A 21,082-nucleotide genomic window follows, 5' to 3' on the forward strand; every position below is an offset into this window, starting at 1 on the left:
GGGGGGGGGGGGGCCCCCCCCCCCCCGCGCCCGCCCCCCCCCCGGGGGGGGCCCCCCCCCCCCGCGCCCCGCGCCCCCCCCCCCCGCCGCCGCGGCTTGGTGTCCTGCGCGGCGCGGTAGTCGAGCATCGCGATGCCGCCGACCATCAGCAGCGCCAGCGCGATATTGCCCTTTTTGGGATTGTCGGCGGTCAGCCCCGAGAGCAGCGCGGCGGCATCGAGGCCGTCGCCGCCGACGCGGGCCCACAGGCCGGCGTTCTTCTCGACCGAGAGCGTCGTGATCCCGGCCAGGATCTCGCGCACGCCGAAGGCGCGGACCAGCGTCTCGCTACCTTCCATGCCCAGCGTTTCCGTGACGCGCCGCGGCGCGAAGAATTCGACGACGCCGAGACCGATGCTGAACCAGCCGAGCGCACGCGCGAGCTGGTCTTCCGGCCTCTTGAGGGTGGGCCCGCCCGCGACGATCTTGGGGTCGCCCTTGGTGCGAACGATGTTGGAGAAATGAAACATGGTTTTTGCTCCTCAGGGCTTCAACACGACCTTGACGCAGGAGTCGCGCTTGTCGCGAAACACCTGATACATCTCGGGGCCTTGGCTGAGCGGGACGGTGTGGGTGATGACGAAGGACGGATCGATCTGGCCTTCCTCGATGCGGCGGAGCAGGTCGTCGGTCCAGCGGTTGACGTGGGTCTGGCCGGTGCGCATCTGCAGGCCCTTGTTCATGAAGGCGCCCATCGGCAGCATGTCGGAGAATCCGCTATACACGCCCGGCACCGAGATGATGCCGCCGGGGCGGCAGACATAGATCATCTCGCGCAGCACATGCGGTCGGTCGCTCTCCACCATGACCATCTGCTTGGCGCGGTCGAGCAGCGTGTCGGGCAGGGAGGCCATCACATGCGACTCCATCCCGACGCAATCGATACATTTTTCGGGGCCTCTGCCGTCGGTGAGCTCCTCGAGCCGCTCCAGGACGCTTTCGGTTTCGAAGTTGATGGTGGTGGCGCCGCCGGCTTCCGCCATGCTGAGCCGCTCGGGCAGGCAGTCGATCGCGATCACCTGGTTTGCGCCGAGCAAAATGGCACTGCGGATCGCCATCTGTCCCACGGGCCCGCAGCCCCAGATCGCGACCGTGTCGGTCGGCTCGATGTCGCATTGCGCGGCGGCCTGCCAGCCGGTCGGGAAGATGTCGCTGAGAAACAGCAGCTGCTCGTCGGGTATGCCGTCGGGCACCTTGATATGGGTGGCGTCGGCGAACGGCACGCGTAGATATTCGGCCTGGCCGCCGGGATATCCGCCGGTCAGATGCGTGTAGCCGAACAGGCCGGCTGTCGTGTGTCCGAACGCCTTGTCTGCCAAATGGCGCTTGCGATTGGTGGTTTCGCAGACCGAGAAATTGCCGCGTTTGCACTGATCGCATTCGCCGCAAATGATCGTGAAGGGCACGACGATGCGGTCGCCCTTCTTCAGCTTGCCGTCGACGCCGGAGCCGACCTCGACCACTTCACCCATGGTCTCGTGGCCCATGATGTCGCCGGGCAGCATGCCCGGAATGTAGTTGTGAAAGAGGTGCAGGTCCGAGCCGCAGATGGCGCAACTCGTGACTTTAATGATGGCGTCGCGCGGGTCCTGAATCTCAGGATCGGTGACGGTGTCGCAGCGTATGTCTTCCTTGCCGTGCCAAACTAGCGCCTTCATCTCAGTTCTCCCGCGAGCTACGAGGCATCCAAGTCGAACATCGAACGATGGTTGCTATCGCACGGTGCAAAATCTTTGCGCCGCACCAGCGTGGGTCCCGATAGGAACGAGCGGCCATTGCGGTGATTGGAGCGTCATCAATCCCATCTCAAGGACACGCGAAGGATACGCTCATGGCCGCTAACCAACTCGCCGTCGTCACCGGCGCCTCCACCGGCATCGGCCTGGAACTCGCCAGATGTTGTGCCCAAGGAGGCTTCAACCTTGTCATCGCGGCGGACGAGCCCGAGATCGAGAGGGTGGCCGTCGATCTCCGCAGGCTCGGCACCAGCGTCGAGGCGGTGCAGGCTGATCTCGCCACCACCGAAGGCGTCGACAAGCTCTGCGCGGCCGTCGGCGACCGGCCGATCGACGCGCTGCTCGCCAATGCCGGCGTCGGCCTCGGCAAGGCCTTCCTCGACCAGGATTTTGCCAGGATCAAACACCTCGTCGACACCAACATCACCGGTACGCTGTATCTGATCCATCGCGCCGGCAACGAGATGGTCCGCCGCAATTCGGGCCGTATCCTGATCACGGGCTCGATCGCCGGCTTCACGCCGGGCAGTTTTCAGGCGGTGTACAACGCCAGCAAGGCCTTCCTCGATTCATTCTCGTTCGCGCTCCGCGAGGAGATGCGCGACAGCGGCGTCACCGTCACCTGTCTGATGCCGGGCGCCACCGAAACCGAGTTCTTCCGCCGCGCCGACATGATGGACACCAAGATCGGCACCGAGAAGAAGGATGACGCGGCCGAGGTCGCGAAGGCCGGCTTCGACGCCATGTTGCGCGGGGAGTCCGATATCGTGACAGGAATGAAGAACAAGATCCAGACCACGGTTGCCAACGTCACGCCGAACGAGATGTTGGCCAAGCAGCATCGCAAAATGGCCGAGCCGGGCACGGCGAAGTCGTAGGACAATGACCTCGCAATCTCTGCTGGGCGGTGCGGCCGATCTCGCGGACGACAAAGGAGCACGCCGATTCACATAGCCTAATGCGCAAAGCTCCCCGAGCCCTCAGACTGGGCTTGTGATGCCGATGGATCGCGTCGAACAGGCCTTTGTCGCAACGGCGATCACGGGCTTTCTGGTGATGATGGCAGCGATCGTCTGGATGATGATGGGCTAATGCCGGGAGGGCTGCTGATGCGCATCGCGTTGCCCTATGCTGCGGTGCTCCTGTGCTTGGCGGTGACCGCCTGGCTCGCTTTCGCGCATTTGCTCTGATCGCCGTTCGGCTCAACCATGCGGATCGGCGATCAGCGCGGCCAGCGTGTGGGCCATCGCCGGCAGATCGATCGGTTTCTCCAGGATCAGCACGTCGTGGAATTCCGGACTGATCGTGACCTTGTCGTATCCGGTCGTGAAGAGGAAGGGTATGTTCCGTGCCTTCAGTTCGCGCGCGACAGGAAAGATCATCTCGCTGCGGATGTTCACGTCGAGGACGGCGGCATCCAGGACTGCGCCGTCGTGCAGGATCCTGAGTGCGTCGTCGAGATCACCGACTGGCCCCGCGACCTCTGCACCGAGCGCCTGACATGCCTTGCCAATGTCATCGGCGAGAAAATATTCGTCCTCGACAATGAAGATGCGCCGCCCGCTGAGCGGCGACTGTGGACCTGACGATCCAGGCGAAATCGCCATGGTTCCTTCCATCCCTTGCCTTCCATAGGAACATAGGGCGGTCACCCGCCTTGGTATAACGATACAACCGAAAGTGGGTTCCATGAGCAACCGCGACATCATCGTCATAGGTGGCTCGGCCGGCGCGACCGCACCGCTGAAGCAGATCCTGGGCCGGCTGCCGCCGGATCTGCCGGCGGCGGTGTTCATCGTGCTGCACATCCCGGCGCAGGGCATCGGCATTCTCTCGACGGTCGCCAGCCACGCCGGCCCGCTTCCGGTCCGGCAGGCCGAAAACGGCATGAAGATCGAGCCCGGCCAGGTTTATCTGGCTGCACCGGACCATCATCTGCTGCTGTCCGAGGATCACCTGTTCCTCGGGCGCGGTCCGCGCGAGAACATGGTCCGGCCGGCCATCGACGCCTTGTTTCGCTCGGCCGCCATCAATTACGGCCCGCGCGTGATCGGTGTGCTCCTCAGCGGCCTGCTGTCCGACGGTGCGGCCGGCCTCAACGCCATCAAGCGTTGCGGCGGGATTTCGGTGGTACAGGACCCCTCGGACGCCATCGCCGATGAAATGCCAAGGAGCGCCCTGGAGGCGACCATCATCGATCTTTGTGTCCCCGGCGCCGGAATGGGCGACGTTCTGTCCGATCTCGCCAGGGAGGTTGCGGGTGCCGCGCTGCCGATCCCGCCGGAGATCCGGCTCGAGGTCGAGATCGCGGCCGGCGAGCGGATCGGCAGTGACAGTCTCGTGTCGATGGCCGATCCGGTTGCGCTGACCTGTCCGGCCTGCGGGGGCGTGCTGTCCGAGATGAAGGACTCGCACCCCATGCGCTTCCGGTGCCAGGTCGGACACGCCTTCGGCGCCGACATCCTCGCAAAAGAGCAGGAGGGGCAAGTGGATGAAGCCCTGCGGGTCGCGCTGCGCATCATCGAGGAGCGGGCTGAGCTGGTGCAGCGCATGGCCGCCGACGGTCGGCGCAGCGGCCGGCCCGCGGTTGCCGAGATGTACCAGGCGCGGGCTGCCGAATATCGCGAATATGCCGACATGATCCGACGGGTCGTGCTAAAGTCGCTCGATCCTCCGGCTCGCAAGCGGGAGGCTTGAGGTCGCCATGACCATTTCCCTCGCCGAATGGACCGAGCAGCTCGACACCGAGCGCCGCCACCTGATCAAGGCCGATCGGGATATCGAGGAGGGTTGCCAGCGCATCCGCGATCAGGAGGATCGGATCCGTGGACTCAGTGCCGGTGGCCACGACGCCGGCCAGGCGGAGCGGTTGGCCGAGGTGCTGAAGCAGACCCTGACGGAATGGCTCCGGCATCGCGTCCTGATCGAGCAGCGGATTAGCTATCTCCGGCAGCAAGTCGGTCCGGAGTGATCCGGGCGCGTTGGCAGGCCGCCTGAGCTCCATGCCGAGCGCGAACATCTCTGGTCGGCAATTGACAACGATGTTCGCCGTATGGAACGCAGCGCGACGTTTCCGCCTTCCACCTATTGGGATAACATCATTTCTGCTATTTGCGGCGAGCGGGCGTCCCGCTGGTTCCCGTCATTGAATGAGGCTACCGAGACGATGCATGAAATCGGCGACCAGCCGGTCGAAAGAGAGCGCCAGACCAGGTCTCCGCTGATCATCGGGGTGGGCGCCGCGCCGACAGCTCTGGATAGTGTCGAGCGGTTCTTGTCCAAGCTGACCGTGAGCGCCGACCAGGCCGTCGTGCTGGCGCTGCAACATCACGAGGCGCTCGACGAGCCGCGGCTGCGTCGGATCGTGCAGGATACCACCCGCGGCAAGATCGCCGACATCAGTGACGGCCAGACCATCGAGGGCGGCACGATCTATCTGTGCCCGCCGGCGATGATCACGACGATCCATGGCGGTCGCTTCGCGGTCCGCCCGGCCGAGCAGGCCCCCGGCGAGCGGGCCACGATCGACAGCTTCCTGGTGTCTCTGGCGGAAGAACGCGCCGAGCAATCGATCGGCGTGATCCTGTCCGGCGTCGGCGGCGATGGCACGCTGGGTATCGCGACTCTGAAGGATCACGGTGGTCTCGCCATCGCCGAGAAGGGCGCGAGCGACGAGGCTGATCATCTGAAAGAAGCCAACACGCCGGCGGCGATCGCCGACTACGTGCTCTCTCCGGAAGAGATTGCCGAGCACATCCAGGTCTATGCCCGTCACCTGCGGCGGCTGGAGGAGAAGCAGGGGTTCGACGAGGTGCTGGCCGCTGCGGCGGCCTCGCTGTCGCGCATCGCCGACATCCTGCGCAGCAAGACCGGTAATGATTTTCACGGCTACAAGCAGAACACCTTCCTGCGTCGCGTGCAGCGACGGATGCAGGTGGTCCAGATCGCCGACATCGCCGCCTATGTCGATTTCCTGCGCAACGACCAGGACGAGGCGCAGCATCTGTTCAACGATCTCTTGATCGGTGTCACCGAATTCTTCCGCGACAAGCGCGAATTCGATGTGCTCGAGAGTCAGATCGTCCCGAAGCTCTTCGAAGGCAAGGACGCGCGCCAGCAGGTTCGCGTCTGGGTGCTCGGATGCGCCACCGGAGAGGAGGCCTATTCCATAGCTATCCTCCTGCGCGAGCACATGGCCAAGATGGACTCGCCACCGCAGGTTCAGATCTTCGCGACCGACATCGACGGACGGGCTCTGGCGACCGCACGCGTCGGCCGCTACCGCACCAATATCGAGGCGGACATGACCAGCGAGCGTCTGGCGCGCTGGTTCGTGCGGGAAGGCGATACCTATTGCGTGGTCAAGGAGCTGCGCGAGATGTGCATCTTCTCGCAGCATAACGTGATCAAGGACGCGCCGTTCTCGAAGCTCGATCTCGTCTCCTGCCGCAATCTGCTGATCTATCTCAATGCCGAATTGCAGAATCGGGTGATCCCGCTATTCCACTTCGCGCTTCTGCCGGATCGATTCCTGTTTCTCGGCAATTCCGAGAACGTCACGCGGCATCCAATACTTTTCGTGCCGATCGACCGCCGCGCCCGCATCTTCAAGAAGCTGGAGACCGGAACACGGCTGCCACCGGAATTTCCAATCACGACCGCTGCCGGGAGGGCGCCCGCCGAGGTGCCGCCGCTGCGCTCGTTCCGCCCCGACATCGGCCTGGAGCGCCGCGCACAGCGGATCGCCGAGCGCTACGCGCCCGCTTATGTCATCACTGACGGCAACTTTCAGGTCCTGCACTTCTCCGGGCGCACCGGCCGCTACATCGAGCCGACGGCAGGCGCCGCCACGCTCGATTTGCTCCAACTCGTCCACCGCGATCTCCGCCTGGACCTGCGCACCGTGCTGAGCCGCGCGGCGGAGACCAACGAGCCCGCCCATGCCGAGCAGGTGCAGCTCGGTGCCAACGGCCATCGCGTTCTCGTCGACATCATGGTTGAGCCGATCCAGGATGGCGGCGGCGACCACCGCAATTTCGTCGTTCTGTTCAAGGACGGGCCGGTGCGCAACACCGATGCCGGCGAGAGCAGGCCCAGCGCGCTGGTGCAGACCGAGCATGTCGAGCGTATCGAAGGCGAGCTGCGGGCGACGCGGGAGCGCCTTCAGGCAACCATCGAAGAGCTCGAAAGCACCAACGAGGAGCTGAAGTCCTCCAACGAGGAATACCAGTCGCTCAATGAAGAGCTTCAGTCGGCAAACGAAGAGCTCGAAACCTCACGCGAGGAATTGCAGTCGGTCAATGAGGAGCTGACCACCGTGAACGGCGAGCTGGCCCACCGCGTCCAGGAATTGACGCGCGCCACCAGCGACCTCGAGAATTTCCTGGAGAGCACGCAGATTGCCACCGTGTTCCTCGATAACGATTTGCGCGTGATGAACTTCACGCCGGCGATCACGCAGGTTCTGCATCTCGTCGAGACCGACACGGGGCGCCCCATCGCGCACATCAAGGCGCGCATCCCGATCGAGGAGCTCTATGACGACATTCGCGGCGTGCTGCGGACGCTTGCCACCGCTGAGCGCGAGCTCAGGGATCCGGACACCGGCACGCGCTACATCGTGCGCATCCTGCCCTATCGCAGCATCGACAATTTCATCGCGGGGGTCGTGATCACGTTCGTCGACGTCACCGCGATTACCCGCGCCGAGGAGCGGCAGCGCCTGCTTCTGGCCGAGCTCCAGCATCGGGTCCGCAACACGCTGGGCGTGGTGCGCTCGATCGCCCGTCGCACGGCTGATAGCAGTTCGACGGTCGAGGAATTTGCTTCCCATCTCGATGGCCGGCTCAACGCATTCGCTCGAACCCAGGCGCTGGTGACGCGCGATCCCGAGGGCGGCGTAGACCTCGAATACCTCGCGGTCGAAGAGCTGCTGGCCTATAATGCCAGGGAAGGAGAGCAGGTACGGGTCAGCGGCCCCACCGTGCGTTTTCAGTCGAAGGCCGCGGAAACCTTTGCCCTTGCCATTCACGAACTCGCAACCAACGCGCTGAAATACGGCGCCCTGAGCCGGCCGACCGGTCGCATCGAAATTTCCTGGCGCCTCGAGCAGGGCACGAACCCGGCGGAGCTGGTGTTCGAGTGGCGGGAGCGCGGCGGGCCGCCGGTTGCGCCGCCGCCGCATAAAGGATTTGGGACCGAGCTCCTGGAGCGCACACTCGCGTTCGAGTTCAAGGGGCAGACCACGATGGCATTCAATCCGAGGGGGCTGGAATGCACGATCACAATTCCTCTTAGCAAGCGAGCGTTTCATACACCGGCGGTGGCCAACTGATGCCCTTGTCGACGCTCGATCGCAGCCAGGTGGACCCGGTCATTCGCCGGCTGAACGTGCTGAGGCCGTTGTCGACGGACGCCCGCACCTCGCTCGAATACGCGATGCTCGAGGGAATCCAGCGCGCAGGGGCGGGCGAGGATCTGATCTCGGAGGGCGATCCGGTCGACAGCGTTCGCCTCGTGCTGTCGGGCTGGCTCTGCCGCTACAAGACGCTCGAGGATGGCCGGCGCCAGATCGTCAATTTTCTTTTTCCCGGCGAGAGTTGCGATGCGCACGCGTTCCTGCTGCCGGTGATGGATCATTCCATCGCGGCGATGACGCCGGTCGTCTACACCGAAATCAAGCGCGCGCGGTTCGAGAGTCTGGTGGCTGCCGACCGCTCGCTGACGGAAGCTTTCTTGTGCGAGACTCTCATCAACAGCGCCATCCAGCGCGAATGGGCCATCAATCTCGGCCGCCGGGTGGCCTTCGAGCGCGTGGCCCATTTGTTCTGCGAGATCATCGAGCGGCTGCGTCCAGTCGGCTTGGTCGAAGGCAATTCCTGCGTGATGCCGGTGACGCAAATGGATCTTGCGGACGCCACCGGCCTGTCGGTGGTTCATCTCAACCGCACGGTTCAGGAGTTGCGCGCCTCCGGCCTGATCGTGCTGCGCGATCGCACGTTGACCATCACCGATCTCGATGCGCTCAAGGACGCGGCGCTGTTCTCGCCGAGCTATCTGCAACTCTATCGACGGGCCTAAGCGTCTTCTCGGCTGTTCCGAGAGACTTGACCCAGGTTAGTGCTCGCGAATGTTTTTGAGCGGATGGCTGGTTTTGAGTAATCGACGTAACTTACGTAAAGGCAATTTCGTCCCGAATCTTCTATTGTCGTTCCATGATCGACGTCCTGCTTGCCCGCGCTGAGCGCGCGATCGAAGCAAGCCGCGCCCTCCGGGCGCAGCGCAGAGCGGTCGCGGATCAGCTTGATGACGCCACGCGCGAGGTGCGCCGGGTGGTGATGGAAAGCGCGATGCTGCGCTCGGAGCTCAAGGCCCTCCGCGACAACCGGGAAGAGCAGGACCTCAGATACGGCGCGCCGCCGGAATAGGGGCCGACGACGCCAAACGTGCAGCGCGCGCCGGGACGGCACCCCACTCAACGCCGCTTCGCTGCTTTGGAGCACCTGTTGTAAGGCGAGCGGTTGACGGGCTTCAGCGAAATGCCTTCGTGCCGCGCCTTGCTGCGAATGGCGGCGACCGGGTGATGCTCCGCCGCTTCGTTTCGCATCGGCAAAATCACGCACCGTTAACTTATTGAAATGCCGGAACCTGCGGTTGCGGCCGAAGCTGCCAACACTGCCGGGCTGGGCCGCCCCAACCGGCATGAACTGTGGCCCCGGCGCCGACCTCCCGCCGGGGCCAATTCCTCCCATCCCAATTCCTTCCATCTGAAGGGCTTTGTGAAAGTACAATGACCGCGAAACGCAACCGCAGGAAACAGACCCAATCGCTCCAGGAGCGGTTGGCGGCATTCGCCCAAACCGCTCGCGAGCGCGCGCGCAGCCTGCCACCCGGCAAGGAGCGCGACATGCTGCTTCAGCGCGCCAAGCAGAACGAGGTGACCTCGAACCTGACGGACTGGCTAAGCGAACCCGTCTACCCGAGACGGGGAGGATGACGATGCGGAGCATCAAGCACTACCGCGCGTTCCAGATCGATCCGGACGGGCGTGTGTTTGGATGCATCAACCTGGTCTGCGACGATGATGAGCAGGCCAAGCGCGAGGCCGCCTCGCTCGTGCTGGTGCACCGCATCGAATTGTGGCGGCTGGACCAGCGCATCGCGCAATTCGATGTGCCGCCGGAAGTTGTCCGCCAGTAGAGCAGCGAGACGAGAGCGAGAAGGAACCGCGCGCGGCGCCCCGGGTTGGTCGGACTGTACCGACCTCGCGAGGAGCCAGCATGACGGAAGCCGACATTCGCAAGGGGATGCCGCCCGTCAAGCTCTCGCGCGAGGCCTTCGAGCGCCGCTACAGGAGCCGGTTCGTCGATCCCGCCTTTGCACCGCTCCAGCGCGAGCTCGACGCCATCGTCGGTGCGGCCTGGGATGCCTACAGCAACTCACGCAAGGCCCCGCTGACACGAAAGGCGGGCACTGGATTCTCCGATCCCGATTACGACATCGCCGTCGACTGGCTCGACGCGCGGGCGAAGATCCTGGCAGCGCAGCGGCGCCATGACGACGCGGACGAGACGCCGCGCATCCTCATCATCAACGGCTCGGCGCGCAGCGAGCACACCTGTCCCGGCGAGATGTCCAAGACCTGGCGCCTGGTCGAGCTCGCCGAGCCTGTCTTTGCCGAGCTTGGATTTGCCGTCGACATCCTCGATCTGTCGCGCCTGGCTTCGGAGTTCGGCAAGACGATCCATCCCTGCAAATCCTGCGTCGGAACCGCGATGCCGCTCTGCCACTGGCCGTGCAGCTGCTATCCGAACTATTCGCTGGGGCAGACCGACGACTGGATGAACGATATCTATCCGCTGTGGGTCGCGGCCCACGGCATCCTGATCGTGACGCCGGTGAACTGGTATCACGTGCCCGCCGGACTGAAGGCGATGATGGATCGCATGGTCTGCGCCGACGGCGGCAATCCCGATCCGACTTCGACCCACGGCAAGAAGGCTGCCGAGGCGAAGGCGCTGGAGCTGAAGGGCTGGCCCTATCCGCGCCATCTCGCCGGCCGTCATTTCGGCCTTGTCGTTCACGGCGATGCGGTCGGTGCCGAGGGCGTGCGCCGGGCCTTGTCGGATTGGTTGACCGATATGCAGTTGATCTCGGCGGGCCGCTTCGCCGAGCTCGATGGCTATGTCGGCTACATGGAGCCATACGCCACCTCGCACCGCGACCTCGATGACGACAGGGCATTCCAGACGGAGGTGCAGAACGTCGCGCGCGCGCTCGGCAATGCGGTCCGCCTGGCGCGGAGCGGACAGCTTCGCGAGCCCGGTGCGGGCCTGTCGGATCCAAACCCCAAATGAAGCCAAACTCCAGATGACTCGGAATGATCAGTCCTATGATTGCCTGATCGTCGGCGGCGGCCCGGCAGGGCTGATGGCCGCGATCTATCTCGCGCGATTTCGGCGCCGCGTCTGTGTCGTGGACGCGGGCGCGAGCCGGGCGGCGCTGATTCCGCGCAGTCACAATGTGCCGGGCTTCATCCACGGCCTGTCCGGGACCGACCTGCTCGCGCGCATGTCCGCGCAACTGGGTGAGCTCGCGGTCACGCGCGTTGATGCCGAGGCCACAGCCTTGCGGCGACACGAGCGAGGTTTTCAGGCGATCTGGAACGGCGGCGCGCATACGGCCGCCACCGTCATCCTTGCCAGCGGCATCGTCGACGCCCATCCGCCGTTCGACGAATGGCGCGGGGCGGTCGCGGATGGGCTGTTGCGCTACTGCCCCGTCTGCGATGCCTTCGAGGCGATCGACAGCCGTATCGGCATCGTCGGTCCGCTTGACCGCGCCGCCGGCAAGGCGCTCTTCATGCGCGGCTACTCGCGCGACGTGACGCTGCTGGCAACGGGCGAGCATGACGGGAATGCCGCGGCACCGGAGCTGAATGAAGCGGGTGTCGAGATTGTCGTCGCGCCCGGCCTGCGCCTGAGGCGGCGAGACGAGGGCGTTGAAGCCGTCTTCGCCGATGGCCGGACGGCGCAATTCGAGATGGTCTACCCGGTGATGGGTGCGGAAGTGCGCTCGCATCTCGCGATGACGCTTGGGGCCGAACACACCGAAGACGGCCATCTGAAAGTCGACGACCATCAGCGCACCTCGGTCGACGGCCTCTACGGCATCGGCGACGTCGTCACCGACCTGCACCAGATCTCGGTCGCGTTCGGCCACGCCGCGCTCGCCGCCTGCACGATCCACAACAGCCTGCCGCGGCGGCTGGCATGAGGAACGGGGTATCGGACATTGGCAACAGAATCATCCTCGAAGACCGCGGTCTATGCGGCGCTGTTCGGCAATGTCCTGGTCGCGGTCACGAAGATCGGCGCCGCCGCGTGGACGGGAAGTTCGGCCATGACGAGCGAAGCAGTGCATTCGCTCGTCGACACGACCAACGAGATCCTGCTGCTCTACGGCTACCGGCGCGCGAGCCGTTCGCCCGACGAATCCCATCCGCTCGGCTATGGGCGCGAGCTGTATTTCTGGAGCTTCATCGTTGCGCTGCTGATCTTCGCCCTGGGCGCCGGGGTCTCGCTGTATCAGGGCATTCTGCATGTCGCCGCACCCGAGCCGATCGAAAGTCCGATCGTCAGCTTCGTGGTGCTCGGGCTGTCGTTCCTGTTTGAAGGCGGCTCCTGGCTGGTTGCCCTGCGGCGCTTCCGCTCGGACGGTCGGCGGTTCGGATATTACCAGGCTTTCGTTCGCAGCAAGGATCCTCCGGCATTCATGGTGCTGCTCGAGGACAGCGCGGCGTTGGTCGGCATCGCCATTGCCGCTGCGGCCACTGCGGCGGCCGTATGGCTGCGCCAGCCGGTCTGGGACGGGATCGGTTCGATCCTGATCGGGATATTGCTGGCGATCGTGTCGATCGGTCTCGCGCGCGAGAGCAAGAGCCTGCTGATCGGCGAGCCCGCCGATCCGGAGCTTGCGCGATCGATCCTCGACATCGCAAGGCGTTCGCCCGGCGTGCTCAGGGCCAACGGCCTTCTGACGGTTCAGCTGTCGCCGGCCGAAATCGTTGCGGCCCTGAGCATCGAATTTGCGGATGACAAGCGCGCCGACGATATCGAGCGATGCGTCGTTTCGATCGAGGCCGAGATACGCAAACGCCATCCGAGCGTGGCGGCGCTGTTCATCAAGCCGCAGACCGATGCTCGCTACCGGGCCGTGCGCGCGAGGCGTTACGGCTAGCTCTTTGCGAGGTTCCCTGGACGTCACAATCGGCACGACGGCAGGAACGATCACAACATCCCCCTGGTTGACCGGGGCAGGGGGCGAGCATTGGAGACACCGGATGGCTCAATCCGAAGACATGACGCGCTGCATCGCGCTCTGCATGAGCTGCTACCAGACCTGCCTCGGCACGGCGATGAACCATTGCCTCGAGACCGGCGGCAAGCACGTCGAGCCCAAGCATTTCCGCCTGATGATGGCATGCGCCGAAATGTGCCGGACGGCGGCGCATTTCATGCTGATCAATACGCCGCATCACCGGCATACGTGCGGCGAATGCGCCGAAATCTGCAGCGAATGCGCCGAGGATTGCGAGCGGGTCGGCGGCATGGACGAGTGCGTCGCCATGTGCCGCTCCTGCGCACAATCCTGCCGTGCGATGGCGGCCTGAGGACAAGCCCATGCTGGAAGAGAAACTCACGGAAGCCATTGTCGAGGAGCTGAAGCGGCAGGCGGCCAATCGGCCGCAATCGCTGAAGATCGAACGCGCGGACGATGCGAAAGCCTCGCAGGAGCTGATCGTCAACGGCAAGATCGACTTGGCCGCGCTGGTCATGGTGATCGCCGGATCGGTCGCCGGCGGACCTTAGGTCCGGCCGGTCAACGGCGCCCTCAGCCATATTCCTCGCCGATACCGTATTCCCGGTAGATCTCCAGCGGATCGAGGTCGGGAAACAGCCGGCATTTGGCCTGGGCGAGATGCAGGGTCACAGCCGCCGGCTCCTTGCCGTTCGCGAGCATCTTGCGGATGTCGTCCATATGCGCGCTCGGCTGGTGCTTGGTGTCGAGCTGCTCCAGCGCGACCAGCGCAGTCGCCAGCGCCTCGGTCAGAACCCAGTCGTCGTGGCCGGTGATTCCCTTCTTCGGCATCGGCAGACCCCACATGTGGCGGCCCAGTCTATCGGCAGTTCGGCCAAATCTCCAAGGAGCCGTTGCAGCCAGGGCACGCGGAAGGCACCGGCGGCCGTGCTCCGGCTTGCATTATGGCCGGGCGTGGCTAAAAGGCGGCATTGCCGGGGCAATAGTATCTTTGTCGAAACAAAGTTGGCGTAGACGGGCCTGCGTTGGCATTCGGGCCGGCTGTTCCGGTTTGGGCTCCTGATCCCCGCATTCGCAACACGGTCCGGTTGCGCCACCCTTCAAGGCTTGAGCCCGCATGGTCTTTCTAAGCTTCGTCTATCGCTTCGTGACCAACTTCGCATTCATGGCGATGGTCTATTTCAGTCTGAATCTCATGGAGAAATACCAGAACCGGGCGATCATCGCGATCCTCGTGCTGGTCTATACCGGCATGCGTGCAGCTTCGACGCTGCGGGCGTTCTACTTCTACCAGAAGATCGAGAAGCTGGAAGCCGAGACCAAGCGCCTTCAGGCCCCGCTCAATGACGGCGCGGGCGGAACGAGTGTGCGCAAGCAGGTCGTGGTTGACGTCGCCCGGCTCAGGCGCGACGGCGAGGTCAAGTCCTATATGGACCTGTTCTTCCTGGCGTTGATCGTGTTGCTCTGCGTCGCCAACATCATGCGACAGTAGGCTCTACTGCGCGCGCTTCTTCAGGCTCGCCACACGGGTCGGGCGCGGCGCAGTGCTCTTAGGCGTAATGCTCTTGGGCGCAGTGCTCTTGGCTGCAGTGCCCTCGGCCTCTGCGGCATGCTTCGGTGTGCCACGAACAGCGTGCGCGGTGCGGGCAGCGCGCGACTTGCCGGCTTTGCCCTTGGCCGCACGGGGCGTCTCGGCCGCCATTGCCAGGCGCGTCGCGGCACGCCGCGACAAGGTCGTCGACAGCAGCACCTCGACCGAGCCCTCGGGGATCGCAAAGAGATCGCGGCCGGGCACGGGCAGGGTGGACGCGACATTGGCGAGCGCCATGGTCTTGCGCGGCAGCAGCGGTTGATGCGCGGTCTGCGCGTTGAGGTCGGCCAGCGCGGGCGCCGCAAGCGTCTCGGTCTGCGCGAACACGAAGATCGGCACGGCGGGCCAGCGCGCGATCGGCGTGGTCTCGGTCGGCGGATGCAGCAGCCATTCCACCGGCGTTGTCGGCGTTGCCGGCTGCTCGGCGGTCGCGGGCACCACGTGCACGATGCGATAGCCGCGCGCCTTGAGGTCGCGGATGATCTTCGGCAGCGCCGCCACCGTGCGGGCCTGGATGTCGTGCAGCAGCAGGATGCCCTTGCCCTTGGCCTCGAGCCGCTGCATCGCGAGCTGATAGACGCGATCGGACGACACATGGCGCCAGTCGTCGGCCGGGAAATCGGCGCTCCAGACCTGGATGCCGCGCGAGATCAGAAGGTTCTCGACGCCGTCGGCGCGCATCAGGCCGGGAATGCGGAAGAACGGCGCGAGCTTGGACGGATCGGTCATTGCGGCCGATGTCCACTCGATGCCGCCATTGATCTGCGCCTCGGCCTTGTCGAGCGGCATCCGGTCCATTGTGAGCGGATGCGTCATGCTGTGCGTGCCGACGGTGTGGCCCGCCGCGACCAGCTTGCGCACGCCTTCCGGGTTCGCCTTGGCCTGCTCGCCGATGATGAAGAAGGTCGCCTTGATGCACTCGTCGGCAAGGATCTGCAGCACCTGGTTGGAATATTTCGGCAACGGACCGTCGTCGAAGGTCAGGACGACTTCATGGTCCTTCAGCGGCAGCGTCTCGCGGTACTGCATGGTGCCGATGCGGGGATGCTCGTGCGGATCGACCACGAGGGTGCGGGAGGTCCCGAGCGCGTCCGGATGGCGGGGGCAGTCGGCCGCAATGGCCGGTGAGCCGATGGTCAGGACACCCAAAAATCCGCCGAGGAATCCGCCAAAGCAAAGGACGATCCACGATCGCGTCCGGGCAACAAGGCTACTTCCGATCATGAACCCCGTCTGCCCTCTTACGCGATTGCCGCCATAGTAGGTCGGAGACATCAGCAAACGGTTCAGGCGCAAGAAATGCTCCCCAGAACCCTGCCGCGACAAGTCCCCTCGATACTTGCATGGCGTAGCATGAACAGACTGTTAATAGGGCCCAAATCACCCCATTTTGCGCCGGCGTGACATTCCGGCATCAACGTGCGTCGGCATTCTTCTGTGATGTGCCCGCCGGCACGACGTGAACCACCCGATAGCCGTTCTCCCTCAGATACCGCAGGAAGGCCGGCATGATCGTAGCCGTGCGCGCCTTGGGATCGTGGAACAGGATGATACCCTTGCCGGCGGCGGCGAGCCGCTCGGTGACGAGCTTCAATTCTTGCTCCGGCGTTATCTCGTTCCAGTCGCTGGCCCACAGGTCAGCCCCGAACACCACGATGCCGCGGGACTGGAGCAGGTCGAGCTCGGCTTGCGTTGCCTCGAAATAAGGAAACCGGAAAAACGGCGTCGACGGTGTCGTCGTCGGCGTGCCGTGCAGCGCCATCTCGTCGGCGGCAATGCCGCGGTCGATCTCGCTCTTCGCCCTGTCGAGCGGGATCCGCGCCATGAACGGATGCGAGAAGGTGTGGTGGCCGATGCTGTGGCCCTCGCGGGCGATGCGCTTGACCATGTCGGGGTGTTCGGAGGCGTGCAGGCCGATCAGGAAGAAGGTCGCGCGCACGCATTCCTGGGCCAGCGCCGCCAGCACCTTGGACGTCGTCGGCGGATACGGTCCGTCGTCGAAGGTCAGCACGACCTCGTGATCGGCGAGTGGCAAGGTCTGCGGAAAGCTCTTCAGGCCCACGCGCGGCGTGGTCTTGGCGTCGACGCTCAGAATGCGGGAGGTGCCGAGCGCGTCCTTGCGCGGGCACTCGGCGGCTTCGGTCGAGACGATGCCGCTGAGGGCCGCGAGGGCTGCGCCTGCCGCCATCGAGGTCCGCCTCAGTCGAAGCATCTTTGTCATTGCGCTCAGAGTTGCCTTGTGGGTATTGCCTGAACCAACAGCTCAGACCACTCGTTCCAACCTGTCGGACGGCGAGGCGCGCCATGGATGAACATCTGGACGGTGCCGCGTCTGCCGCGGAATCGGTACTCGACCACGTGCCGATGCGCAATGAAGACGGCGAAATTCGTCACGAATTCGTCGCGGAAATTGCCCATGCGATCGAGGCCGGCGACAGCGCCGCGTTGCGCGCTTGCGTTGCCGAGCTGCACGAGGCCGATCTCGGCGATCTCATTGGGGCTCTCGAGCCCGACGATCGGGTCCGCCTGGTCGAACTGACGGGGCGCGATTTCGACTTCTCCGCGCTGAACGAGCTCGATGAGGGCGTGCGCGAGGAGATCCTCGAGGAACTGCCGCCGCAGACGGTCGCGGAAGGTGTGCTCGAGCTCGAATCCGACGACGCGGTCGAGCTGCTGGAAACGCTCGATCAGGCCGATCAGGAGGAGATCCTCGAGAAGCTGCCGCTCAGGGAGCGCGTCGTGCTCGAGCGCAGCCTGCTTTATCCGGAAAATTCCGCCGGTCGCCGGATGCAGACCGAGTTCATCGCGGTGCCGCAGGATTTCACCGTGGGACAGGCGATCGACTACATGCGCGAGACGCCGGATTTGCCTGACCGCTTCTACGAGATCTACGTCGTCGACAAGGAGCAGCACTGGCAGGGCGCGGTCTCGCTCGACGTCCTGCTGCGCGCCCGCCGCCCGGTGGCGCTTGCCGAGCTGACCGACGAGGATCGCCGCCGCGTCTCCGTCCTGGAGGACCAGGAGGAGGTGGCGCGCATGTTCGGCAAGTACAATCTCGTCGCGGCCCCGGTGCTCGACACCCAGGACCGCCTCGTCGGCGTCATCACCGTCGATGACGTCGTCGACGTCATCGAGGAAGAGGCGGATGAGGACCTCAAGGCGCTCGGCGGCGTCAACAGCGACGAAGAACTATCCGATACCGTGTTCACCATTGCACGCGCGCGGTTCAACTGGCTGCTGGTCAATCTCGCCACCGCCTTCCTGGCGTCCTCCGTGCTCGGCCTGTTCGAGGGACAGCTCGAGAAGATGGTGGCGCTCGCCGTGCTGGCGCCGATCGTCGCAAGCCAAGGCGGCAATGCCGCGACCCAGACCATGACGGTCGCGGTGCGGGCGCTGGCGACGCGCGAGCTCGGCTCCTCCAATGCCTGGCGCGTGGTGGTCCGCGAGGGCCTGGTCGGCCTCGTCAACGGTCTCGCCTTTGCCGTGATCACGGGCGTCGCCGCGGTGGCCTGGTTCAGAATCCCGGGTCTCGGCATGGTCATCGGGCTCGCCATCATCGTGAACCTGTTCGCCGGCGCGCTCGGGGGCATCCTGATCCCGATGGCGCTCGAACGTGTGCGAGCCGATCCGGCGGTGGCGTCAGGCACGTTCGTGACAACGGTCACCGACGTTGTCGGCTTCTTCTCCTTCCTGGGAATTGCGACGCTGTGGTTCGGGTTGAGGTAGGAGCTGTTGAAATCCCTAGCCTGGATGGAGCGAAGCGTAATCCCGGGCCGCTGCGTCGGCTCGATAGACGCCGCGGATTGCGCTGCGCTCCATCCGGGCTACTGGCCATCATCTTTAATCCGAACTTAAGCGAGCTGCCGCATCATCGTTCCCGCTTGGGGGAATGAGCATGCGTGTGCGGCTGAAGGCGGACGGACGGATCGTCGAGTTGCGGGACGGGCAGGAGTTTCCGGTCCAGCCGTTTCCAATCCAGCCGGTATCTAACGCAGCGCCGGCCGAAGCCAGCTCGCTCGCCGTGCGCGATTTGCGCCGCCGCGCCTGCCTGACCCAGATGGAGTTCGCGGCCAAGCTCGGCGTTCCCGTCGAGACCATCCGCAACTGGGAGCAGGGCAAGCGGGCCCCGCGGGGACCCGCCCGCGCGCTGCTCGCCGTGATCGCGCATGCGCCCGATACCGTGTTCCAGGCGCTCGCCAAAGCCTGAGCTCAAGGCCTGACGTCAAGGTCTGACGTCAAGGCTTTGCGCGAACCTCCCGTTAGCATTGCGCGCAAGATCCGGCCCGGCGGCCGGTGTCGTCCGTTGGCAGTGTCGCCCGCCGGGTTCATAATGACGCCGAGATCATGATTTGGGGCGACCGCGACAGAGAGGATTCCTCATGCTGTTCGTCGAGACCAATGGCGCAAGAATACCGGCGATTGGGCTCGGGACCTGGGAGCTGAGCGGGCGCATGTGCGCCCGTGTGGTCGAGCAGGCGCTGCGGCTCGGCTATCGCCACATCGATACCGCACAGGTCTACGAGAATGAACGCGAGGTCGGCGACGGCTTGCGCGCCTCCGGCGTGCGCCGCGACGACATCTTCCTGACCACAAAAGTCTGGACCAACCATTTCGCGCCCCACGATCTCGAGCGCTCGGTCAAGGAGAGCCTGGCGCGCATGCGACTTCCCTCCGTTGATCTCCTGCTGCTGCACTGGCCCAATTCGCACGTGCCGCTGGAGGAGACGCTGGGCGCACTGTCGCATGCCAAGCGCATGGGCCTGACCCGCCACATCGGCGTCTCCAATTTCACCGTCGCGCTGATCGAGCAGGCGGTGGCGTTGTCGCCGGAGCCGCTGGCCTGCAACCAGGTCGAATACCATCCTTATCTCGACCAGGCGAAGGTGCGGGCGGCCTGCGATCAGCACGGGCTCGCCCTGGTCGCCTACAGCCCGATCGCCAAGGGGCGGATCAAGACCGACCAGACGCTTGCGGAGATCGGGCGGCTCCATCGCAAGACGCCGGCGCAGGTCTGCCTGCGCTGGCTGGTGCAACAGAATGTCGCTGCAATCCCGCGCACCTCGCGCGTCGAACGCCTGTCGGAAAACATCGAGATCTTCGATTTCGAGCTTTCCGACGACGAGATGGCCCAGATCGCCGCGCTGGCCAGTCCCAGGGGCCGCCTGACCGATTTCGGCTTCGCGCCAAAATGGGATTGAGAGGGGGCTGCCGTATGCTAGGACCAGCTTGGCAACCTGAAGTCAGGCGATGGAACTGCGGAAGATCATACGGACGGACATTGCAGCGTCGGCGATCGCCCATCTGACGCTGGTCGCGCTGATCATCGTGATCAGCGAAGTCCGTCCGTTTCACGCCAGCCCGCCCGAATCGGTTTCCGTCAGCATCGTGACGCCGGAGCAAGTGAAGCAGGAGGAGGCCAAGGCCGAGGAGAAGGCCGAAGAAAAGCTCAAGGCAAAGCCGCCGGAGCCGATCCCTGACCTGAAACTGCCGAAGCTGGATTTCACCGACAAGGACAAGGCGGCGGCCGCGCCGAAGCCCGAGGCAAAGCAACAGGCCGCGGCACAGTCCTCGAAGCAGCAGGCTTCGAAGCAGCAGGCCTCGCCTGAACCGCCGCAGCAGAAACAGCCGCAGGCCCAGCCTTCGCAGACGCCGCCGCAGCAGCAGCGCGAGGCAAATGCGCAGACGCAACCGCAGCCTCAACAGCCACAGCCATCGCAGTCGCCGCCGCCTCAGGCGACGCCGCAGCCCCCGACCCCGCAGCCCCCGGCGCCACAACTCCTGCCACAAGCGATGCAGCAGCCGGAGGCCGCGCCGCCGCCGTCCTATCAGGCGCCGGAGCCCGACGTCACCGTCAAATACGGTGTCATGCTCGGCCTGCCGCCGGAATTGCCGACGGAGCTGCCGAAAGACGCCCCCAAGGACGATGGCGGCGATGCCAAGGATTCAATCGCGGCGAAGCTGCCGGCCGAAATCATCGCCGAACTGCGTCGTCACTTGCGAAGCTGCGCCAAGCTGCCGGCGGGCGTCGCGCCGACCGACAACGTCAACATCAAGCTGCGCACGGTGCTCGCGACCGACGGCACGCTGGCGCGCGAGCCGATCCTGATCGAAGCCCCGCCGTCCGCAAAGGGCGTGGCGCTCGTGAAGTCCGCCATGAGCGCGCTTCAGGCCTGCCAGCCCTACAAGATGCTGCCGGCCGACAAATACGGGGAATGGAAGGTGATGGACCTGCCGTTCAGCCCGCGGGATTTTGGCGGATAGCAGGTCATCGGGCTACGGGACCGCCTCTGTGTGTCGCCTCTGTCAATCCGCCGCCCCCGAAATATTCCACTTTACCGAAATTCGGAAACGGCGTATGTGTCGGCCATCCCGGCTCATCCTTGAGGGGCGATCTCGT

The 21,082-nt window shown here is 64.8% G+C and carries 24 protein-coding genes; 18 read left to right on the top strand and 6 right to left on the bottom strand.

All coding sequences use genetic code 11. The features are described 5' to 3' along the window. Both AC0L3C_RS35625 and AC0L3C_RS35630 read right to left on the bottom strand, forming a co-directional pair. Positions 1 to 509, bottom strand: a 509-nt coding sequence (locus tag AC0L3C_RS35625; protein WP_473410356.1) for a hypothetical protein, incomplete at its 3' end; no start/stop codon positions are given. Between the two features lie 12 nt (positions 510 to 521). Beyond that, entirely contained in the window at positions 522 to 1,697 is a 1,176-nt protein-coding gene (locus AC0L3C_RS35630; protein ID WP_473291425.1) for a zinc-dependent alcohol dehydrogenase, read from the bottom strand. A gap of 173 nt (positions 1,698 to 1,870) precedes the next feature. Between AC0L3C_RS35630 and AC0L3C_RS35635 the strand changes: the two genes are divergently transcribed. Then, a complete protein-coding gene (locus AC0L3C_RS35635; RefSeq protein WP_473410357.1) occupies positions 1,871 to 2,653 on the top strand; it encodes an SDR family NAD(P)-dependent oxidoreductase in 783 nt (260 codons plus the stop codon). A gap of 324 nt (positions 2,654 to 2,977) precedes the next feature. Here the strand turns inward: AC0L3C_RS35635 and AC0L3C_RS35640 are convergent, their stop codons facing one another. Continuing rightward, positions 2,978 to 3,382 (bottom strand): response regulator, encoded by a 405-nt coding sequence (locus tag AC0L3C_RS35640; RefSeq protein WP_473266551.1) that lies wholly within the window; start codon positions 3,380 to 3,382, stop codon positions 2,978 to 2,980. Positions 3,383 to 3,464: 82 nt separating this feature from the next. Between AC0L3C_RS35640 and AC0L3C_RS35645 the strand changes: the two genes are divergently transcribed. The 12 genes from AC0L3C_RS35645 (at position 3,465) to AC0L3C_RS35700 (ending at position 13,645) form a co-directional block, all read left to right on the top strand. Then, positions 3,465 to 4,472, top strand: coding sequence for a chemotaxis protein CheB (locus AC0L3C_RS35645; protein ID WP_473266549.1), 1,008 nt, complete (start codon positions 3,465 to 3,467; stop codon positions 4,470 to 4,472). 7 nt (positions 4,473 to 4,479) lie between these two features. After that, on the top strand, positions 4,480 to 4,746 hold the full coding sequence (locus AC0L3C_RS35650) for a hypothetical protein (protein ID WP_473266547.1): 267 nt from the start codon (positions 4,480 to 4,482) through the stop codon (positions 4,744 to 4,746). A gap of 195 nt (positions 4,747 to 4,941) precedes the next feature. Continuing rightward, entirely contained in the window at positions 4,942 to 8,109 is a 3,168-nt protein-coding gene (locus AC0L3C_RS35655) for a CheR family methyltransferase (RefSeq protein ID WP_473410358.1), read from the top strand. Beyond that, positions 8,109 to 8,855 (top strand): Crp/Fnr family transcriptional regulator, encoded by a 747-nt coding sequence (locus AC0L3C_RS35660; RefSeq protein ID WP_473266544.1) that lies wholly within the window; start codon positions 8,109 to 8,111, stop codon positions 8,853 to 8,855. The genes AC0L3C_RS35655 and AC0L3C_RS35660 overlap by 1 nt, the downstream gene beginning before the upstream one ends. 134 nt (positions 8,856 to 8,989) lie before the next feature. Next, on the top strand, positions 8,990 to 9,202 hold the full coding sequence (locus tag AC0L3C_RS35665; protein WP_473266541.1) for a hypothetical protein: 213 nt from the start codon (positions 8,990 to 8,992) through the stop codon (positions 9,200 to 9,202). A 362-nt stretch (positions 9,203 to 9,564) separates the two neighbouring features. Then, entirely contained in the window at positions 9,565 to 9,771 is a 207-nt protein-coding gene (locus AC0L3C_RS35670) for a hypothetical protein (RefSeq protein ID WP_018455208.1), read from the top strand. 2 nt (positions 9,772 to 9,773) lie between these two features. Further along, positions 9,774 to 9,974 carry a hypothetical protein gene (locus AC0L3C_RS35675; protein ID WP_473266539.1) on the top strand — a complete coding sequence of 67 codons (201 nt, stop codon included), beginning with the start codon at positions 9,774 to 9,776 and terminating at the stop codon, positions 9,972 to 9,974. Positions 9,975 to 10,054: 80 nt separating this feature from the next. Then, entirely contained in the window at positions 10,055 to 11,131 is a 1,077-nt protein-coding gene (locus AC0L3C_RS35680) for a flavodoxin family protein (RefSeq protein WP_473283758.1), read from the top strand. A gap of 13 nt (positions 11,132 to 11,144) precedes the next feature. After that, positions 11,145 to 12,050, top strand: coding sequence for an NAD(P)/FAD-dependent oxidoreductase (locus AC0L3C_RS35685; RefSeq protein WP_473410363.1), 906 nt, complete (start codon positions 11,145 to 11,147; stop codon positions 12,048 to 12,050). An 18-nt stretch (positions 12,051 to 12,068) separates the two neighbouring features. Further along, complete coding sequence (locus tag AC0L3C_RS35690) at positions 12,069 to 13,013, top strand: cation diffusion facilitator family transporter (RefSeq protein ID WP_473410359.1); 945 nt, start codon at positions 12,069 to 12,071, stop codon at positions 13,011 to 13,013. A 103-nt stretch (positions 13,014 to 13,116) separates the two neighbouring features. After that, a complete protein-coding gene (locus tag AC0L3C_RS35695; protein ID WP_007611368.1) occupies positions 13,117 to 13,446 on the top strand; it encodes a four-helix bundle copper-binding protein in 330 nt (109 codons plus the stop codon). 10 nt (positions 13,447 to 13,456) lie between these two features. Further along, entirely contained in the window at positions 13,457 to 13,645 is a 189-nt protein-coding gene (locus tag AC0L3C_RS35700) for a hypothetical protein (RefSeq protein ID WP_473410360.1), read from the top strand. 22 nt (positions 13,646 to 13,667) lie between these two features. On the opposite strand, the gene AC0L3C_RS35705 is transcribed toward AC0L3C_RS35700, so the two are convergent. After that, positions 13,668 to 13,925, bottom strand: coding sequence for a hypothetical protein (locus AC0L3C_RS35705; protein WP_240543306.1), 258 nt, complete (start codon positions 13,923 to 13,925; stop codon positions 13,668 to 13,670). A 286-nt stretch (positions 13,926 to 14,211) separates the two neighbouring features. On the opposite strand from AC0L3C_RS35705, the gene AC0L3C_RS35710 reads away from it, so the two are divergent. Continuing rightward, positions 14,212 to 14,586 carry a hypothetical protein gene (locus tag AC0L3C_RS35710; RefSeq protein ID WP_473283746.1) on the top strand — a complete coding sequence of 125 codons (375 nt, stop codon included), beginning with the start codon at positions 14,212 to 14,214 and terminating at the stop codon, positions 14,584 to 14,586. A 3-nt stretch (positions 14,587 to 14,589) separates the two neighbouring features. Here the strand turns inward: AC0L3C_RS35710 and AC0L3C_RS35715 are convergent, their stop codons facing one another. Together AC0L3C_RS35715 and AC0L3C_RS35720 are read right to left on the bottom strand one after the other, a co-directional pair. Then, complete coding sequence (locus AC0L3C_RS35715) at positions 14,590 to 15,909, bottom strand: polysaccharide deacetylase family protein (RefSeq protein ID WP_473410364.1); 1,320 nt, start codon at positions 15,907 to 15,909, stop codon at positions 14,590 to 14,592. 190 nt (positions 15,910 to 16,099) lie between these two features. Continuing rightward, positions 16,100 to 16,873 (bottom strand): polysaccharide deacetylase family protein, encoded by a 774-nt coding sequence (locus AC0L3C_RS35720; protein WP_473410361.1) that lies wholly within the window; start codon positions 16,871 to 16,873, stop codon positions 16,100 to 16,102. A 116-nt stretch (positions 16,874 to 16,989) separates the two neighbouring features. Between AC0L3C_RS35720 and mgtE the strand changes: the two genes are divergently transcribed. The 4 genes from mgtE (at position 16,990) to AC0L3C_RS35740 (ending at position 20,946) form a co-directional block, all read left to right on the top strand. Beyond that, complete coding sequence (gene mgtE / locus AC0L3C_RS35725) at positions 16,990 to 18,411, top strand: magnesium transporter (protein WP_473266525.1); 1,422 nt, start codon at positions 16,990 to 16,992, stop codon at positions 18,409 to 18,411. Positions 18,412 to 18,574: 163 nt separating this feature from the next. Beyond that, positions 18,575 to 18,892, top strand: a complete 318-nt coding sequence (locus AC0L3C_RS35730; protein WP_027518447.1) for a helix-turn-helix domain-containing protein — start codon at positions 18,575 to 18,577, stop codon at positions 18,890 to 18,892. Positions 18,893 to 19,064: 172 nt separating this feature from the next. Beyond that, entirely contained in the window at positions 19,065 to 19,883 is an 819-nt protein-coding gene (locus AC0L3C_RS35735; protein WP_354058819.1) for an aldo/keto reductase, read from the top strand. Positions 19,884 to 19,932: 49 nt separating this feature from the next. Further along, complete coding sequence (locus tag AC0L3C_RS35740; RefSeq protein WP_473410362.1) at positions 19,933 to 20,946, top strand: hypothetical protein; 1,014 nt, start codon at positions 19,933 to 19,935, stop codon at positions 20,944 to 20,946. Positions 20,947 to 21,082 lie beyond the last annotated feature (136 nt).

This window comes from Bradyrhizobium sp. WSM4872 (assembly GCF_055811715.1).

Coding starts and splice junctions, on each gene's coding strand:
- mgtE (WP_473266525.1), top strand. CDS start 16,990: ATGGATGAACATCTGGACGGTGCCGCGTCTGCCGCGGAATCGGTACTC.
- AC0L3C_RS35730 (WP_027518447.1), top strand. CDS start 18,575: ATGAGCATGCGTGTGCGGCTGAAGGCGGACGGACGGATCGTCGAGTTG.
- AC0L3C_RS35650 (WP_473266547.1), top strand. CDS start 4,480: ATGACCATTTCCCTCGCCGAATGGACCGAGCAGCTCGACACCGAGCGC.
- AC0L3C_RS35715 (WP_473410364.1), bottom strand. CDS start 15,909: ATGATCGGAAGTAGCCTTGTTGCCCGGACGCGATCGTGGATCGTCCTT.
- AC0L3C_RS35700 (WP_473410360.1), top strand. CDS start 13,457: ATGCTGGAAGAGAAACTCACGGAAGCCATTGTCGAGGAGCTGAAGCGG.
- AC0L3C_RS35695 (WP_007611368.1), top strand. CDS start 13,117: ATGGCTCAATCCGAAGACATGACGCGCTGCATCGCGCTCTGCATGAGC.
- AC0L3C_RS35660 (WP_473266544.1), top strand. CDS start 8,109: ATGCCCTTGTCGACGCTCGATCGCAGCCAGGTGGACCCGGTCATTCGC.
- AC0L3C_RS35655 (WP_473410358.1), top strand. CDS start 4,942: ATGCATGAAATCGGCGACCAGCCGGTCGAAAGAGAGCGCCAGACCAGG.
- AC0L3C_RS35665 (WP_473266541.1), top strand. CDS start 8,990: ATGATCGACGTCCTGCTTGCCCGCGCTGAGCGCGCGATCGAAGCAAGC.
- AC0L3C_RS35685 (WP_473410363.1), top strand. CDS start 11,145: ATGACTCGGAATGATCAGTCCTATGATTGCCTGATCGTCGGCGGCGGC.
- AC0L3C_RS35720 (WP_473410361.1), bottom strand. CDS start 16,873: ATGGCGGCAGGCGCAGCCCTCGCGGCCCTCAGCGGCATCGTCTCGACC.
- AC0L3C_RS35640 (WP_473266551.1), bottom strand. CDS start 3,382: ATGGCGATTTCGCCTGGATCGTCAGGTCCACAGTCGCCGCTCAGCGGG.
- AC0L3C_RS35630 (WP_473291425.1), bottom strand. CDS start 1,697: ATGAAGGCGCTAGTTTGGCACGGCAAGGAAGACATACGCTGCGACACC.
- AC0L3C_RS35705 (WP_240543306.1), bottom strand. CDS start 13,925: ATGCCGAAGAAGGGAATCACCGGCCACGACGACTGGGTTCTGACCGAG.
- AC0L3C_RS35710 (WP_473283746.1), top strand. CDS start 14,212: ATGGTCTTTCTAAGCTTCGTCTATCGCTTCGTGACCAACTTCGCATTC.
- AC0L3C_RS35635 (WP_473410357.1), top strand. CDS start 1,871: ATGGCCGCTAACCAACTCGCCGTCGTCACCGGCGCCTCCACCGGCATC.
- AC0L3C_RS35645 (WP_473266549.1), top strand. CDS start 3,465: ATGAGCAACCGCGACATCATCGTCATAGGTGGCTCGGCCGGCGCGACC.
- AC0L3C_RS35680 (WP_473283758.1), top strand. CDS start 10,055: ATGACGGAAGCCGACATTCGCAAGGGGATGCCGCCCGTCAAGCTCTCG.
- AC0L3C_RS35735 (WP_354058819.1), top strand. CDS start 19,065: ATGCTGTTCGTCGAGACCAATGGCGCAAGAATACCGGCGATTGGGCTC.
- AC0L3C_RS35670 (WP_018455208.1), top strand. CDS start 9,565: ATGACCGCGAAACGCAACCGCAGGAAACAGACCCAATCGCTCCAGGAG.
- AC0L3C_RS35675 (WP_473266539.1), top strand. CDS start 9,774: ATGCGGAGCATCAAGCACTACCGCGCGTTCCAGATCGATCCGGACGGG.
- AC0L3C_RS35740 (WP_473410362.1), top strand. CDS start 19,933: ATGGAACTGCGGAAGATCATACGGACGGACATTGCAGCGTCGGCGATC.